This window comes from Photorhabdus sp. RM322S (assembly GCF_042879395.1).
Taxonomy (GTDB): Bacteria; Pseudomonadota; Gammaproteobacteria; order Enterobacterales; family Enterobacteriaceae; genus Photorhabdus; species Photorhabdus khanii.
In genome coordinates this window covers 39,574-56,947 of record NZ_JBHFKW010000016.1, presented here as the reverse complement: position 1 = coordinate 56,947, position 17,374 = coordinate 39,574, and the positions used below count along the sequence as shown (strand labels likewise).

Genomic DNA, 17,374 nt, shown 5'->3' with positions numbered 1-17,374 from the left:
AAAATAGATTAATTATTTTCTTAATGATGTTTTTTGAGGGTTAAAATTTAAAATCCAAACCTATTTTTTTATTTTCTGATAATTGAAGGACTTTGTTTGCAATGAAAAGATCATGAACAGACAATCCTATATTATAGCATATTATTTTTTCTTTATTATTTTTTCTTCCAAGATTAGGATCAAGTATAACATCCGTGACTTCGGTTGATTTATTTTTGAATTTATCAAAATATTTGAAACAAGCAACGTGAGAAAAGTCATCAACATAAACTTTATCAAAGAATAAGTCACAATTAGAAAAGCCTCTAGTATGTATTGGTATTACTACACAACCTTCATTAAATATTTCATTTTTCACAATATCTTTATCGAAATATGTTACTGATGATATTATTACATCACTATTTCTTATACACTCTTCGTAACTTTCACAGATCTCAAATATTACCTTGTTGTTTATAAAATGTTTTTTTGAAAATTCAATGAAATCTATATGTTGATTTTTATATTTTTTTATTTTTATAATTAATTTTCTATTATCAATGATACTAGATAGTATTTTTAATGTTGCTTTTGCTTGAACACCTAATCCGATAAATGAAATAATTCCGAAGTTTTTTTTAGCAAATAATATGATAGAGTGTACTGCAACTGCTCCAGTTCTCATTGCAGTAATAAAATTACCATCTAATATTGCTTGGATAGAACCATCTTCCATATTATAAAGTGATATTTGACTATTTATAGCCGGTAACCTACTTGGATAACGATTAACAACTTTGATGCCAGCTATATTTATAGATGGAAGTAGCGATGGCATAAAATTATAAAATATATCTTCTTGAGGTTTTAAGCTAATTTTTGCAGGGAGAATGGATAATCTTTTTTGTTTTATTGATTCAGAAACCCATTCATAAACAGCTTTAGGTGATATATTTAAAGAAATAATATCCTCATTTGATAATAATTTCATTTTAAAACTCTCTATATAAAGTATTTATGTATAATCTTAATAAATAAAGTGATTATAGACACCCTGATTTTGCAATCAGATCAAAGTTAATGCTTTCAAGTTCTTTCTATTAATTATTATACTATAGGGTGTAATTATCCTTTGTGCAGTACGTTGGTACTGCAAATTCATACCCCGCGGTATCGTTGGGTTCAGCGGTATGCCCCTGAAATGGAAGAATGCTCACGGTGGTATTGGCGGCATCCCAAATATCAACATGCTTGGCAATTCGATGAAACTTACGTGAAGATTGCCGGTAAATGGATGTATCTCTATCGGGCGATTGATAATCACGGTAATACCATTGATTTTTACCCTCACCTCGACGCAATACTTTTGCTGCATATCGATTTTTAGGGAAGCACTGAAAGGGGTACGAGAACATGAAGTGCCCAACATTTCTCAATACCAATAAGGTTTCCACCTATGGTAAAGCGTTCAATCGACTGAAATATGGAGGGAAATGTCCTGTGCATGTTCAGCAACGACAAATCAAATACCTGAATAACCGGATTGAGTGTGATCACGGTAAACTGAAACGCATTATATTCACCTGATACTGGGTTTCAAATCGCTGAAACGGCCTATGCAACGCTCAAGGGATTGAAGTGATGCGGGCATTACTCAAAGGCCAAGCTTCTCCGTGGTATTTTTAACCATCCTTTAGGCGAAGTCCGTTTGGAGAATCGAGTACTTGGTCTTTAAAAGTGAATTTTCCCAATAACGTGTAATCGATCATCCTGTTTGCAACAGTGCCTAAGATAATGTCTTTTATATTAATTTGGCCAAATGATTTATACTGTTTCTGAACCTGTGTTAATTTTATGATATCCACTAAATGAAATTATTTAATAACTTTTGTGCTTAACAGGTAGAAATTTTCTTGCATTATCATTATAGAAATGAAAAACCTGAGTCAGCATTCTAATAACCATTAAATAAAGCTACCGCACTAGGTTTTTGGCTCCCAGAACGCCTATAGGATTCTATAATCTTATCCACCATATTGATTTTCCAGTATTTTTGTCTGTCGTAACAAAAAGTAACGGGGGATAAGATTTTGTAACTATTTGGGGGGAGAGTAAACTGTAAGCTTCTCCGGGTCAAGCTTAACAAGCTGCTTGTTTAATTAATTGATAAAATAAGGCTGCTAATCGGGGATTTTGATGGTTTTTTGTTGGAATCGTTCCTGTGGTTGGATTCGAGGTTATTTGTTAGGTGGGAGTCAAGTTTGGTAGGCTTAAGGGGTATACAGTTAGTTGTTTAATTAAAGCAAGGTGTGAAAATGTTATTTTTTCTGATCAATGGGGCCACTTTGAAGGGTTTTAGATAATATCTTATTCATGGAGTTCTTTATTTTATATCATAAGACCTGTATTTCTTCTGTGTTTTTGGAATAGGGCCATTTAGTCAGTGCAGTACATAAGGCATTTCCTCCATTCAATGTTGTCCACAATGATAGTCCGCTGTTTATACTTCCTATTTTTAAATATTGGCTGACTTTAATTCTATTACATTGTGAAGAAATTTTTTATAATTTTACTCACTTGAGATCCAATATTAATTTTTTGATGTTATGAGGGTTGATAGCGGTTAAGAATGAGCCTAAGGAAACACCTATACACAGGATTAATAATTTTATAGAGATGGATTCATCCAGAAGGAAGTAGGCAAAGAATATTGCCCAAACGGTGTAGGTGATGTTTAAAGCCATCGCTCGAATAGGCTGGAGTATGCTGATTGCTCGATAGTAGAAGAGGTATGATACGGTCGTTGTCAGTGAAGTTATTAGTAGCAGGCTGGATAGTGTGAAACTTGAGAAGATAGGTATTACATTAGGCAGCGAGAAAATGAATATTATGATAAGGATAGTATAACCTACCGAGGAGGATAGTTGTCTTATAAAATAGGCGATGTCAGCAGGTATATTGTTGTTCATTCCGTAGGAACTGATAACAACTTCAGATCCCCAACCCAGTGCACAGATAAAGGCAAAAAGGAATCCTGTCCAGTTGGATATTGTTTGTGTTGTTGTTGAATAGCCTAGTATTATGGTGCATACAACGGCTAATATCAGGCCTAATGTTCCTATAAGGTGAATTCTGTCTTTAAATAGACAGAATGATATTAGAGAACCAATGGCAGGGTAGGTTGCAGCGATAATTGCTGTATAACCAACACCAATATGTTGAATGGCCAGGATATAACAAGACATGCCTATTGGGCCACCCAGCATAGCTGCCAGTACGATTATCCAATATTTTTTATTCTTAGTGATGGCGATTATTGCCCGATATTTATTCTGATATAGCAGATATATAAACATGTATACACATGAAATCAGGTCATTAAGAAAGGCAATAATGATAGGTATAAGGAAATAAGAAGAAAGAATGTTGTTTTTTAATAAGATAGCTAAAAGAACACCAGTGAGTCCCCAAAAAACACCAGAGAATAGTCCATAGGCATTTGCTGTTACTTTACGGTTGATAAACATAGCTATTTGGGTACTTTTTCATAAATTTATGGGCTCGTATTAAGAGGTTAATTCCATAATTTCCATTTTCCTTTTTTGAGGAAAAAATTGAAGGAAGTATAATGCATATGATATATCTAATGATGAGGTTTTTGTTGGCTTGTTATTTTAATTTTTTGAATTATATGATGTTTAATTACTTATATATTAAAAATTTCATAGGGTTGTTGTTTATCCAGATAACCAATATAGCTTTCAGCCGGATCCGTTGAGTATCTTCACGGATGCAGTGTGTGAGCTGGTATAGTCATCTCCTCCAGTAATTAATATGGTTATATTATGTTTATTTAGCCAGTTAGAAAGCTTAGATATTATTTTAAAAGATCGTAAGTACAATCTTTTTTGGGATGAAACTCAATAGGGGAGTTAATAAGAATCTTTCTAATGTTTTCGAAATCATAATTTTCACAAGATATCTTTAAGTCATTTAATAATGAGTTTAATTTATCCCAAGGTAAGCAAATTTCATTTGCTGTCATTATTCTAGGATGATTGGTGCCAGAAACGTTATCACCAATGAGTAGCTCTTCATAAAGCTTTTCTCCTGGCCTTAATCCGGTAATTTTGATTTCTATATCACCATGAGGATTGGTTTTATCTTTAACTGTCAAGCCGGAGAGGTTAATCATTTTTCGGGCAAGGTCATAAATTTTTACTGACTCGCCCATGTCCAGAACAAAGACGTCGCCATTGTTGCCCATCGCGCCTGCCTGGATAACTAATTGGGCGGCTTCCGGAATAGTCATGAAGTAACGTGTGATGTCTTTATGAGTTAGCGTTATTGGTCCACCATTTTTCATTTGTTGCTCGAAAAGGGGTACCACTGAGCCCGATGAGCCTAGAACGTTACCAAAACGAACCATCGAGAATTTTGTATGGCTGTTTTCTTTAGCAAAAGCTTGCAGTATAAGTTCGGCAAATCTTTTTGTTGCCCCCATTGTGTTGGTCGGGCGGACGGCTTTATCGGTAGAGATTAATACAAATTTTTCAACTTTTTGTTTAAGTGCCGCCTGAGCAAGTGAAAGTGTGCCAAAAATATTATTATTTATACCCTCCAGTGTGTTCATTTCTACCAGTGGGACGTGTTTATATGCAGCAGCATGGTATATTGTGTTAATGTTAAATTTGTTTATTATTTTATTTATCTTGTCTGAGTCTTTTATATCACCTAAAATTGGAATGATATTTATATTGAGTTCTCTTTCTGAATTTATTTTTTGAAGCTCCATTTCTATTGAGTAAAGACAATATTCTGTTAGCTCAAATAGTATCATCTGAGATGGAGATTGATTGATGATTTGTCTGCACAGTTCGGATCCTATTGAACCGCCAGCACCTGTAATCAGTACGCTTTTATTTCGGATGTTTTGACTGAGTAAATCTTGTAATGGGTTAACTTGTTCTCTTCCTAGTAGATCATTAATGGAAACCCGCTTTAGTGAGTTTATTTGGGCTTTTCCTTCAACCAGATCATTGAAGCTTGGGATGGTGAGTATTTCACAATGTTCTTTTTGTAGTCTCTCAATTATTTTTTTTCTATTGGATATTGAAGCACTGGGTATAGCGAGTAATATCTTCTTGATATTATATTTCTCTACTAGAAAATTTATCTTTTCTGGAGAGAAGACGTAAACCCCATGAATAGATAAATTATGTAATTTGGTATTGTCATCAACAAAGGCAATGGGGTTGAATTCTCTATGCATTGTTAATATGGGTAAAAGTTGCCGACCAGATTCTCCTGCACCATAGATAATTACTGGGGCTCCTTTATACTTTAATAGATTACGCAGTGTTCTATATAAGAACCTTGTACCACAGAGTGAGATAACCAGAAAAGAGAAATAAATAATAGGCACAGTTCTGGGTAAGAATGCTTGTTGATATAAGGAGAATGCTGTTAAGAATAGAGTCGATGATAATGAGCCAATAATAGCCCATTTTAATATGCTCATATTAACGTATTTCAATATCGATCTATAAAAGCCAATTCTTAAAAATATAAAGAGCGTGCAAGGTATTGTGAATATAATAGTTATCCAATGTTGTAAACTATAGATTGGTACTTCTCTGTCAAGACGTAGCCACATACTTAGCCAGTATGAAATACTGATTATAAATATATCTACTACCAGAAGAACGAGGGTCTTTATTAGTCTGTTTTGGCCAAAAACTATTCTTTTATTCATAATTTTAAATTACCTAAAAACTAATTTGTAAATTGTTTTAAAAATAATCTTCAGGTCATGGAAAAATGACTTGTCATCAACATATTCTAAGTAGTATTTGGCTTTTATAGGCATCACAATATCAATATAGGCTTGATGAGGATCTGCATATTTATCTAATATTTGATTTTCATCGATCATTTCTATAGAAGCTAAATCTGTTATTCCAGGTTTGACAGATAATATTTTGTTTCTTACGTCATCTGGATATTTATCCATAAATTGTGGGACTTCTGGTCTTGGTCCAACTAGACTCATTTTTCCTTGAACAACATCAATGAGTTGAGCTAGTTCATCAAGTTTGTATTTACGTATAAATTTTCCAGAGTTTGTAATACGGAGATCGTGACCTATAGTGAGTTGGCCTTTCTGTTCTGAATCGGTAGTCATACTTCTAAATTTGTGAATATAAAAATCTTTATTATATTGACCTACGCGTTTTTGCCGGAAAAAAATAGGTCCTTTCGAGTCTATTTTTATCCAAATGGCAATCGCGATTAAGATAGGAGAAAGGATAATTAGCCCAATTGAGGATGCAGTGAAATCAAAAACTATTTTTATTATTGAATAATTTATTTTCATTTATTCAAGAATTCCTTTAATTGTTTCGATAACGTAGATCTGGTCTTCTTGGGTCATTTTTGTGTATAAGGGAATGGATACAATTCTTTTGAAGTTTTCTTCTGCTACAGGGAAGTTATTTTTATCAAGAGAATAGGTGTTTTTCCATATGGGTTGTTTATGTAGTGGGATAAAATGGACAGAGCAACCTATATTTTTTTCTGCCATTTTTATTATAAAGTCGTCTCTTGATATTTTAACCTCATCATTCAATCTAATAGTATATAAATGCCAGGCATGTTGACTATTAGGTTCTTTAGGTTTAGTCGGTAAAATAATGGGTAGGTCTTTTAATTCACTATCGTAAAATTTAGCCATCTCTTCTCTTTTCTTCTGAAAAGAGTCTATTTTCTGTAATTGGTGAATACCGATGGCTGCACAAATATCTGGCATATTATATTTATAGCCTGGTTCAATGACTTCATAGTACCAGGCTGGTATTTTAGATTGATATCGGTCAAAGGCATCTTTACTAATGCCGTGCAGGCGCATGACTTTTGCTCTTTTTATAATATCTGGATTTCTGGTTACTAGCATTCCACCTTCAGCTGTTGTCATAGTTTTATTGGCGTAAAAACTGAATACGGTTACATCGGTGTCCAGAGTGCCAATTTTTTTTCCTTTGTATAAGGTTGGGAATGAGTGAGCGGCATCTTCAACGATTCGTAGATTGAATTCTTTAGCTATAGCAATTATTTCATCCATATCACAGGATAAACCGGCAAAGTGCACCGGTATGATCGCTTTAGTTTTGGATGTTATTGCTTTTCTTATGGCTGTTGGATCAATATTCAGGCTGTTAGGTAAAGAATCAACAAAAATAGGGTGAGCGCCCAGATAACGGACAACTTCTGCTGTTGCTGTAAAGGTGTAAGTAGGGACGATGATTTCATCACCAGGCTGGATATTAATGGCTTCCAACGCTAAATGTAATCCAGCTGTTGCTGAGTTTACCGCGATTGCTTCAACATCAGAATCTAAATACTGAGCAAAATCTTGTTCAAATCTTTTGGCTTTAGGTCCGGTAGTTATCCAACCCGTTTTAAGTGAATCAATAACTTCATCAATTTCTTCTTGGCCGAGTTCTGGAAGTGCGAAAGGGAGAAAAAAAGAGTTCATGATATAATCCTTATCTTTTATTTTTTACGTGGAATTTCTTATTGAATATAATTTTCATTATTCCAATGAGATACCCTGATCCATAAGATAAATGTATGCACAGAAATATTAATGGTAAGAAAATATAGTTTTTTTTGTTTTTAATATGGGCTCTTATTGATACCAGTAAAGCCAGAGATAAATAGATAAAAATACAACTTATATATAGATATAAAAATATTGGGCTAGTGAATGAGAGGACTAGTCCCAGAATTAACCCTAAGACAAAAGTCGGTGGTATTAGTTGTCGGAGTGATGTTGTTGTTTTTAATTTTAAGTTGACTAGTGGTTTAAATAAACCGTATTGATAGAACATAGAGCAGATTTTTTTAATTGAATCTCTAGGGTAGTAATCAATAATAATGTCTGGGACAAGATATATATTACCTCCATGTTTTATAATTCTACTGTTAAATTCATCATCTTGGTTTCTAGTTAAGTCTTCATCAAATAACCCTATTTTATCGAATATATTTCTTTTGAAAAAACCAAAAGGTACTGTATCAACTTTTCTTATATTCTTGACACCAACTCGAAAATAGGAATTACCCATACCAAACTGACTACTTAAGGCATATGCAATAGTATGGGCAATAATTGTAGGATTGCATGGTTTTGTACTAATAACTCCACCTATATTATCAATATCAAATTGTTTTGATAAACTATATAGTTTGGATAAGTAGTTGCTAGGATAGTTGGAATGAGCATCGATTCTGGCTATATATTCTCCTGTTGAATTTTTTATACCAATATTCAGAGCCGTAGGTACATGTTGTTCAGGGTTGTATAGTATTTTTATGAATTCATATTTCTCAGTATAACTTTGAATAACTTTCAAAGTATTGTCTGAGCTACAGCCATCTATAAAGATAATCTCTAATTGCTCGGTAGGGTAATCTTGTTTTAGAAGTGATTCGATACATTCTTTTATATATTTCTCTTCATTTAATATAGGGCAAATTACTGATATATTTATCATGATTGAATAATAACCTCTATTTGGACAGTAATGATAGTTATTTAAATGCAATTTCTATATCTTGTTCAAATCTTCTGGTTTTAGGGCCGGTAATTATCCAACCAGTTTTAAGTCAATCAATAATTTTATCTATTTTATATTGTTCAATTTCAGGTAATGTTAAAGGAAGGAATTTTTCATTTATGATTTATCATTACCTTTAGGAATTTATTTGATAGAATATTATATGTGTGGTTTTTTGATGCGTATTTTTTACCGTTATTTCTTAATTCAATTTTCTTTTCCCTTGAGAGTTTATTTAATTTAAGTAATCCATTTGCAATGGCTTGGGGAGATTCAGGTGGGATAGATAATCCGCAATTTGCATCGGCAACAATGTTATTACCAGCTTCAACAGAATGTAACACTATGCATCCTGCCATCATATAATCTATTAATTTATTAGGTGAAATCCCAAATCTGTATATCGATTTTCTATGCCAACCTATATAAGCAATATCGAATAGCGGGAGCAGAGCAGGGATCTGTGTTTTCGGTATTGGATCACTAAAGGTAATGTTTCTCAAATTAAGTAAGTTAGCTTGTTTTACTAGATTTTCTTTTTCTAGCCCAGAGCCTACCAACAGAAAATGAAAGTTTTGTTTTTCTAATAATTTTGCAGCATCAATAAGGTAGTTCATGGCGTTGGGTTTTCCAAGCGATCCGGCATAACCCACAATGATTTTATTCTCTGTTCTACAGTGATCGACTACTTTTCTGATATGAGATGAAATAGGATCGATATTTTTAATTTGCCAATCATTTTCAACTATGCCATTAGGTATGATATGCAATTTTTTCAGGTCCAAGCCATGTTCTTTCATATGATTATGTACATTAGGAAGTATTGAAATGACCATATCTGAGCGGCGATAAGCATAATTTTCAGCAAATTGACATAATCTCATAAAAGGATGTTTTGGGGACATACCGCCTATTTCGATAGGAGATAAAGGCCATAAGTCGTGAACTTCATAAACTAATTTAGCTTTAGCTTTTTTTGCCAGACGCTTTGCGATCCAAATATCCAAAGGGTAAGTGCTTGATGCAATAACGATATCTGGTTTATTTTCTTTTATTAAATTATGTGTATCGAACCATATCTGCTTTAAGAAAGAGAATATATTTTTTACCCGGCCTAATCCATTATTATGATAATGAGGGGTCGGATACCAGATAAATTTCAATCCACAAAGATTTTCGATGGTTTTTTTATTATCTGTTAGTTTTGGTTGCTTTGTACGAACATGAGAATAAGAAGCTGCAAGTATGGTAATATTATGTCCAGATTTGAGCCACTCTTGGCCTAGATAATATGGCCGAAACTCCATACCAAGATCCGGTGAGCCTGCATAATGGTTTATGTATACTATATTCATAGTGATTTTTCTAATTCGTCAGCAATTTTTATAGCAGCAACGCCGCCACCATATATAGATTGAACGGAGTGTATATTAGTATTAATCATATTGTGAACTGACTGGGTTATTTTTTTATTTTCAGCATCTGATAATTTGTTCACGCCGGTTTCAATTAATTCTACCCATTCAGTTTGGTCCCTAACTGTTACACACGGTTTTCTAAAGAAAAAAGCCTCCTTTTGTAGTCCCCCACTATCTGTAATAACCAGGGCTGTATTTTTAAGTAACCATAGCATTTCTAAATATCCAACCGGTTCGATTAAGTGAACATCTAAATGTAAGCGATATGTTTCCAACATTTTTTTAGTTCTTGGGTGAAGGGGAAGGACAATAGGGTAAATTGTTTTATGTATATAATTTAATGCTTTCACTATTTCAGTTAATCGTTTTTGATTATCGGTATTTTCAGCACGATGTAGTGTCGTTAATATGAAATGTGGTGTGTGAATAAGCTCATCAGGTCTTTTTGCCATTCGGCTAAAATATATAGCAGCATCTTCCATAACATCACCCACTTTTTTGATATTAACCGGTTTTGAATTGAAGCCTTCTCGTTGTAGGTTATTGATTGCTGTTTCTGTGGGGCAGAAAAGAATTGAGCTAACATTATCTGTTAATATTCTATTTATCTCTTCTGGCATATTCATGTTAAAGCTACGTAAACCGGCTTCAATATGTATAATTGGAATATGTAATTTAGATGCAGATAATGCTCCAGCTAAAGTAGAGTTTGTATCACCATATACCATGACTGCATCGGGTTTTTCTGTGATAAGTACCTTTTCAATTTCAATTAACATTTTCCCTGTCATTTCACCGTGCGAGCCGCCGTGAATATTTAGAGTGTAATCAGGTTTAGGAATTTTTAATTGATTAAAAAATATATCAGACATATTAGTATCAAAATGCTGGCCTGTATGAATGATAATTTCTTCAAATTTATTATGATTTTGTAAGGCGCGAGACACAGGACTTGCCTTGATGAATTGTGGTCTTGCTCCTAATACTGTTATTATTTTCTTCATGTTTATTAACTTCCAAATTGTTGATAGAATTTAATAAGTTTATTCTGTTCAATATCCCAATTGTATTTTTTATTTACTGCCAAAAATCCGTTATTACCCATTTTTTCCGCTATATCATGGTTATTCGATAAATAATCTATCGCATCAGCTAATTCTTTCGGGGTTAATGGATCGATACAAATTCCACAATTGTTTGCTACAATAATATCTTTCCATAATGGGAAATTTGAAGCGATGACAGGAATACCTGCACTCATATATTCGAACATTTTATTAGGTTGAGCATCGATATGATTGGGTAATGGGTGGAATAGAACAACTCCAGCAATGGATTTAGATAAAAGTTCTTTTGTTTCTATTCGATTTAAAAAGCCAAGCTCATCTATTTTATGCCAATTCTCCATGTTTTTTATTTTATTTTCTAAATCTTTTTCAGAGAAACTACCCGCTAATTTAATTTTTGTATCAGTCGTCAGATAAGATATTGATTCAACCATTTCTTCTATGCATCTAATGGCAGATATGCCTCCTACATAGCATACTTGTTTTTCTTTTTCATCCCAATTAGTGTTATTATTACTTAGCTCACCTAATATCGGGTAATTATTAATGTCTATGGTGTTATTATTTAGTTTTAAGCATTTATCTCTTATTGAGGGTGTAGCCGTAATAATTCCGTTAAATTTAGGGATAGCATATTTCTCATAGAGAGAGAATGTTTTAGAAATAATCGTTTTTGCGAATTTATTTAAATAAGGTTTACTAAGGATTTGTTTGGGGACATCTTCATGGGCATCAAAGATGACTGTTTTACCTTTCTTTTTAAGTCTTAATCCTATAGGTATTAACTCCGGATCATGGAAATGATATAGATCAGAATCTAGTTCTAATGCTTTTTTGTAGACTCTATCGGTTGTTTTAAAGATTCTATTTAATCGGCCTGGCAATATACCTACGTCGATGATAGATATGTTATTCTTTATTTCATCACCTTTACCATCTGCGACAATAAGGGTTACCTCATGTTTTTTTTGTAATGCAGAACATTCTTTTAGAAAAATACGTGTATCGAAACGCGGATGTGCTGATGTCATATGTGTGATTTTCATAAGGAGTTTTTGTTATTTTTCGTAGGAAATAAGAATAATAGTATGCTTAATATCAGCAGCCCATATGTCAGTAGTAGTGCTGTAATTGCCGTGTTTGATACCGTGTATACGAACGGTAAATATAATGTTGTTGAAAATTCAAATGGAACTTTTTTTGAACTCAGGTTCATTGCGAAGATGAGTATATTAAATATAAAGAAATTTATTATTAAGCCAGCAATACCATATCTGGCTATACCGTCCCCAATAAAGCCTGTATTAGCAGAGCCTATGGTGCCATAATATATCTGAGAGATTATCTTTGGGGCATCGTTAGTGAATTCCCTATTATTATTGAATGTATAATCATAAAAATAGAAGGTATTTAATGTTGGTGTGAAGAATATTCTGCGTAACCAGTGTATAAGTGGGTCATAGAAATCGAAAATAAAATACAGTAATCCGGCAGCAAGGAATGAGTATAGAATTATATTTATCACGGAATTACTTATGTTTCTTTTCCCTTTGATATAGAAGAAGAGAGTTATAACGGTGATATTCATGAATGCTATACTTTTTAATCCTGAAGAGCAATATATTGAGTAGGAAATCATAACGCTTATTGCAATAAGGATATATTTAACAAGACCTTTTACATAGAATGAAGCTAATAATAATAATGGTGAAATTACGTATCCCCCACTTGTTATAATATACATGGTTAATAATGATGTGTTTTCTTTGAAATTCTCTCTCACTAAATAAACTTTAAATATATTAGGTGGTATTAAACTGAATGCAGGGTTAGTGATAACAAAGAATAAAACAATAATACCGCATCCTATTATAAGTGTTTTATATAGATCCCAGGGGATTTGTAGTTTTGGTAACGTAATTCTATTTATTATTCGAAAGAATAATATAGACAATAAAAATAATATATTTATTGCGGATATGAAAATTACTGAATATATAGAAGCTGAATTAATTAGAGGAAATATAATTGACAATGGTATAATGTAAATTATATATATTAACCATAAAAAAACCATAATTGGATTTTTTTGGTTATTAAGTAAGAGTAGTGGTAATAATGATATCCAGCAGAATAGGATACTTAAGTGACCTTGTGGGCTGATATTATAACCTCTTACCTCTTGGAATGTGTCTAATATAAGTACAGAATTTAGATATATAATTACCTGATATATAAATATTTTTAGTATTATTTTGATTTTATTTTGCATTTTTTCTGATAAAAAAATAAATGATTGATAATACTAATATAGATAGTAAGTACATAGTAATAAAATGATAATATGCCCAACTAATAGGCCCATGTTTTATGTAATAATACCCGATATTAGAGACGGATCTATTCCAATTGTTATATAAGTTTATTATTTCTTTATTTTTAAAATGTTGATTTCTATCTATAAGATCTTTTAGAAGAAGGGTGTGTATTCTATGATATTTCATATTCGCTGGATTACCAACTAAATCATAGCTGGACCATTCATTTTTTATGTCGAACTTAAATATATTGCTACTGATTGATTTATATAAATTCTCCGACATTCTTTTACTTTTATCTATATTGAGATAATTTTCGAAGGATTCAATACCATAAGTAGAATAAATCATTCCGTTTAATACAAAAGCTAATTTGTCTGGACTTGCTTTAGGATCAACATATTCTTCAATCCAGGGCATATTATCTAAAATTGTCAGGCTACCCCCTTGATTGGCTGGAGATAACGATGATTTGTATAGTAAATGGGTGGTTGATAGATATTTATCATCACCAAAATAGTCATAAGCTCTTAATAAGAGAGTAATTGCATATGCATCTGTTAATCCAGACCACCAGGGAGCAGAGAGTTTATTATTTTCATAGCCTTTATATGGCCAATCAAAATTATATAAGTAATGATTTTCACCATGGAATAACTTGATGTTGTTCAATAGCCAATCGGCTGAGAATTTAAAATTAGAAATTAATTCCTCTTTATTGAATTTAGGTGGCGGTACATTCCATCCTGATAAGGATGAATCCGGTCTCCATAATATATTGGTATTGTCTTTCTCTGAGCTTAAGGAAGAGTATATTATTCCATAGTGAACGACATAAAACGGGGATAGAAATGGCTCAGGGATACGTGGTGAATGTGATAATGGAAAACCATTGCTATTAAAGTCACGTTGGGTAAATTTCCCTTTCATGACTAAGTTTCTAACATTACTGTTGAATTCATCTAGCTCATAAGCATATTGATTGAATGTATAACTGACGATTGTGATGATGATTATATATGGAATTATTTTGATTATATTTTTTGTTTTTTTCATTCTAACCCTCTTTGCTGCATAAAAGATAATCTTAAAATATAAGCTGTACTCATTAGATAAAGACTAAAGCTTATGAGTGAAAATAATAAGATGGAGAGATAAATGTCTCCTAATAAATACCCGATGAGAAGGGCTATAAATCTTAATGTAATAGATGTTGATTGAATGAATAAATTGCTCTTCTGGTGCTCATACATGGATAAATATATTGATAAGGATGAATATATTATTTGCCCGGATAAATGAGGTATTAAGCATAATAGATATTTGCCTGATTCATACCATTCTTCACCGAAAATAAATGTTATGATTGGTATACCAACCCAGTATGTAACGGTGGCAAATAAAATAGAAATTAGCGTTAGGTAATAGAACGTTTTTTTTATTTTTAGGAAAGATAATGCAGGAGTATCTTTTAAATAACCTTGTAATATTGACGAAACTGTTTGGTTGAGCAGTGTAATGGGTGCGCCTGATATTTTAGATGCGATTAAATAAAATCCTGCGGATTTTAATCCATAGGCAGACATTATAAACAATTGAGGTAGTTCATTACTAACCGTGTTAATTAAGCTGGCAGGGAAATCATAAACTGGAAATTTGTAATATTTCTTAGCGAGAAGTCTTATTTTTCTAAACTCGGTTTTCCTTATTATCAGGCGATATTGAGATTTTTTACGCAAAAATAGGACGCCTAATGATTGGCCTAATATCTGCCCTAAGATAAGGCTGCTTGCTCCCAAACTAGCTATGCCCCCAACTATTTGAATACTAATCATAGTGACCGTTTGAGCTATTTTAGTGATAGAGAATTCACGGTATTGTCTTTTTCTTATGCTGTTGAAGCTCATTGCTCTATAAAACCCGTAAGTAATAATACCTAGAGGTATATAGTATATGTGGTTTCCTATAATTATTTTTTCTGGGATATTAAATATTGCAAAAATAGTGATTGCTATAAAACTAATGATGATTGAAATTATACAAGATAATGTGACTAATGAATTAATTTCACGTTCTTTTTCTGATGAGCTGATTGAAAATTCATAACGGAGGCAAGCACCTACTGCCAAAATACTTAAAATAGATGAAAGTGAAGCATAAATGCCTAATTCCTCGGGTGAGAATAATCGAGTAAGTACAGGTGTTGATAGCAATAATAATATCTGGCTTAATAATGACGAAAGTAATAAGCCAGATAAATTCTTTATAAACTTATTCTTCATAGAGTTTAAATCGAGCTGGAGATTTTGTTAATTAAATCTATGGATAAATAAGGATGCATCGGCAAACTAATCACTTCTTGGGCTATTTCGTCACCGACAGGCAGAATAATATTGCTGGCAACCGCAGGTTGTTTATTCAAGGGAATGGGGTAATGCACCGCGGTTGGAATACCCTGTTCTTTTAATCTATGTTGCAATTCATCCCGGTTTTTGACCCGGATAGTATATTGCGCATAGGCTGAGAGATTGTGTGGTTCAATATAGGGTGTGGTCATGATGCCGATTTTATTCAACGCTTGATGATAGTTTTCTGCCACAATCTGGCGTAATGCCATTTCTTCCTCAAAGATGTCCAGTTTGGGCAGAAGGATGGCCGCTTGTAGTGTGTCTAAACGGCTATTGATGCCGATTCGGATGTGATGGTATCGTCTGTCTTGGCCATGACGGGCAATTTGACGGATAATTTTCGCCAGCTCTTCATCGTTGGTGAAAATAGCTCCGCCATCACCGTAGCAACCTAAGGGTTTGCTGGGAAAGAAACTGGTGCACGAGATTGTGGTTAAGTTACAGGAGCGCTTATCTTTATAAGTCGCACCAAAACTTTGGGCCGCATCTTCTATGACGGTCAGGTTATGTTTTTCGGCGATGGCATTAATTTCGTCAAAATCGGCACATTGGCCGAATAAAGAAACCGGAATAATCGCTTTAGTTTTGGAGGTAATCGCGGCTTCCAGCAGGGCCGGATCTAAGTTATAGGTTGTGGGCTTGACGTCAACATAGACCGGAATGCCGCCCAACAGCGCAATGGTTTCAGCGGTGGCAATGTAGGTAAATCCGGGGGTGATAACTTCGTCGCCGGGTTTGAGGCCAATTGCCATTAAGGCAATTTGCAGGGCATCGGTGCCATTCGCACAGGTAATACAATATTTGGCTCCCGTGTAGGCCATCAGCTTTTCTTCTAATTCCGCTACTTCGGGCCCTAAAATATATTTTCCGTGGGTGAGGACTGTCTGGATATTCGCGTCAATTTTATCTTTAATTCTGCGTTGCTGTGCCGCGAGATCGGTGAATTGCATTCTTCTTTACCTTTTATACTTTAATTCGGGTCACGGTATGGTGGTTGAGTTGATAAATATGCTGCGTGTGCGGGCAGGTTGTGGTGGCTTGTCCGTGCAGCGGTAAATCTAATTGTTCACCAAATTCACTCATCCAGCCAATGTGTCTGGCCGGCACGCCGACCATCAGGGCATAATCCGGCACATCTTTATTCACGACCGCACCGGCACCAATAAAGGCATAGGCACCAATGGTGGTACCACAAATAATGGTACAGTTGGCACCTAATGTGGCACCTGTTTTCACCCGGGTCGTTTTATATTCACTTTTTCTTTCAATCAATGAGCGCGGATTATAGACATTGGTAAACACCATGCTCGGGCCACAAAATACACCTTCTTCTAAATGAACATTGTCATAAACAGAGACGTTATTTTGTATTTTGCAGTGATTGCCGATGGTGACCTGGTTACCAATAAAGACATTTTGGCCTAAAGAGCAGCCTTCACCAATTTGGGCGCCGGCACACACATGCGTAAAATGCCAAATGCGGCTGTTTTTCCCGATTTGTGCCCCTTCATCAATGATGGCACTGGGATGTATCATTAGGTGTTCTGCTGACATGATACTTGT

At 33.8% G+C, this 17,374-nt stretch carries 14 protein-coding genes and 1 pseudogene; 1 reads left to right on the top strand and 14 read right to left on the bottom strand.

Translation table 11 applies throughout. From position 1 onward, the window contains the following. Positions 1 to 40: 40 nt before the first annotated feature. The gene (locus ACGF63_RS11465) at positions 41 to 973 is read right to left on the bottom strand and encodes a hypothetical protein (protein WP_387630819.1); all 933 of its coding nucleotides are present in this window, start codon (positions 971 to 973) and stop codon (positions 41 to 43) included. A gap of 133 nt (positions 974 to 1,106) precedes the next feature. On the opposite strand from ACGF63_RS11465, the pseudogene ACGF63_RS11460 reads away from it, so the two are divergent. Next, positions 1,107 to 1,717, top strand: a pseudogene (locus ACGF63_RS11460) (IS6 family transposase). 838 nt (positions 1,718 to 2,555) lie between these two features. On the opposite strand, the gene ACGF63_RS11455 reads toward ACGF63_RS11460, so the two are convergent. The 13 genes from ACGF63_RS11455 to ACGF63_RS11395 form a co-directional block, all read right to left on the bottom strand. Further along, positions 2,556 to 3,509, bottom strand: coding sequence for a DMT family transporter (locus tag ACGF63_RS11455; protein WP_387630817.1), 954 nt, complete (start codon positions 3,507 to 3,509; stop codon positions 2,556 to 2,558). Between the two features lie 350 nt (positions 3,510 to 3,859). Next, a complete protein-coding gene (locus ACGF63_RS11450) occupies positions 3,860 to 5,737 on the bottom strand; it encodes a polysaccharide biosynthesis protein (protein WP_387630815.1) in 1,878 nt (625 codons plus the stop codon). Positions 5,738 to 5,746: 9 nt separating this feature from the next. Then, complete coding sequence (locus tag ACGF63_RS11445) at positions 5,747 to 6,358, bottom strand: sugar transferase (protein ID WP_387630813.1); 612 nt, start codon at positions 6,356 to 6,358, stop codon at positions 5,747 to 5,749. Further along, entirely contained in the window at positions 6,359 to 7,516 is a 1,158-nt protein-coding gene (locus ACGF63_RS11440; protein ID WP_166287669.1) for a DegT/DnrJ/EryC1/StrS aminotransferase family protein, read from the bottom strand. Between the two features lie 10 nt (positions 7,517 to 7,526). Then, the gene (locus ACGF63_RS11435; protein WP_387630810.1) at positions 7,527 to 8,537 is read right to left on the bottom strand and encodes a glycosyltransferase family 2 protein; all 1,011 of its coding nucleotides are present in this window, start codon (positions 8,535 to 8,537) and stop codon (positions 7,527 to 7,529) included. Between the two features lie 176 nt (positions 8,538 to 8,713). Next, on the bottom strand, positions 8,714 to 9,955 hold the full coding sequence (locus ACGF63_RS11430; RefSeq protein ID WP_036845554.1) for a glycosyltransferase family 4 protein: 1,242 nt from the start codon (positions 9,953 to 9,955) through the stop codon (positions 8,714 to 8,716). Beyond that, positions 9,952 to 11,022: a non-hydrolyzing UDP-N-acetylglucosamine 2-epimerase gene (gene wecB / locus ACGF63_RS11425; RefSeq protein WP_387630807.1), complete on the bottom strand. Its 1,071-nt coding sequence runs from the start codon at positions 11,020 to 11,022 to the stop codon at positions 9,952 to 9,954. The genes ACGF63_RS11430 and wecB overlap by 4 nt, the downstream gene beginning before the upstream one ends. A gap of 5 nt (positions 11,023 to 11,027) precedes the next feature. After that, positions 11,028 to 12,116, bottom strand: coding sequence for a glycosyltransferase family 4 protein (locus ACGF63_RS11420; protein WP_245219038.1), 1,089 nt, complete (start codon positions 12,114 to 12,116; stop codon positions 11,028 to 11,030). 11 nt (positions 12,117 to 12,127) lie between these two features. Beyond that, positions 12,128 to 12,868: a hypothetical protein gene (locus ACGF63_RS11415; RefSeq protein ID WP_239002543.1), complete on the bottom strand. Its 741-nt coding sequence runs from the start codon at positions 12,866 to 12,868 to the stop codon at positions 12,128 to 12,130. 478 nt (positions 12,869 to 13,346) lie between these two features. Further along, positions 13,347 to 14,459, bottom strand: a complete 1,113-nt coding sequence (locus ACGF63_RS11410) for a D-glucuronyl C5-epimerase family protein (protein WP_387630803.1) — start codon at positions 14,457 to 14,459, stop codon at positions 13,347 to 13,349. After that, complete coding sequence (locus ACGF63_RS11405; protein ID WP_387630800.1) at positions 14,456 to 15,685, bottom strand: oligosaccharide flippase family protein; 1,230 nt, start codon at positions 15,683 to 15,685, stop codon at positions 14,456 to 14,458. Before ACGF63_RS11405 ends, ACGF63_RS11410 begins: the two co-directional genes overlap by 4 nt. 5 nt (positions 15,686 to 15,690) lie before the next feature. Beyond that, on the bottom strand, positions 15,691 to 16,761 hold the full coding sequence (locus tag ACGF63_RS11400; RefSeq protein WP_036845564.1) for a DegT/DnrJ/EryC1/StrS aminotransferase family protein: 1,071 nt from the start codon (positions 16,759 to 16,761) through the stop codon (positions 15,691 to 15,693). Positions 16,762 to 16,774: 13 nt separating this feature from the next. Beyond that, complete coding sequence (locus tag ACGF63_RS11395; protein WP_036845566.1) at positions 16,775 to 17,365, bottom strand: acyltransferase; 591 nt, start codon at positions 17,363 to 17,365, stop codon at positions 16,775 to 16,777. Positions 17,366 to 17,374: the final 9 nt, after the last annotated feature.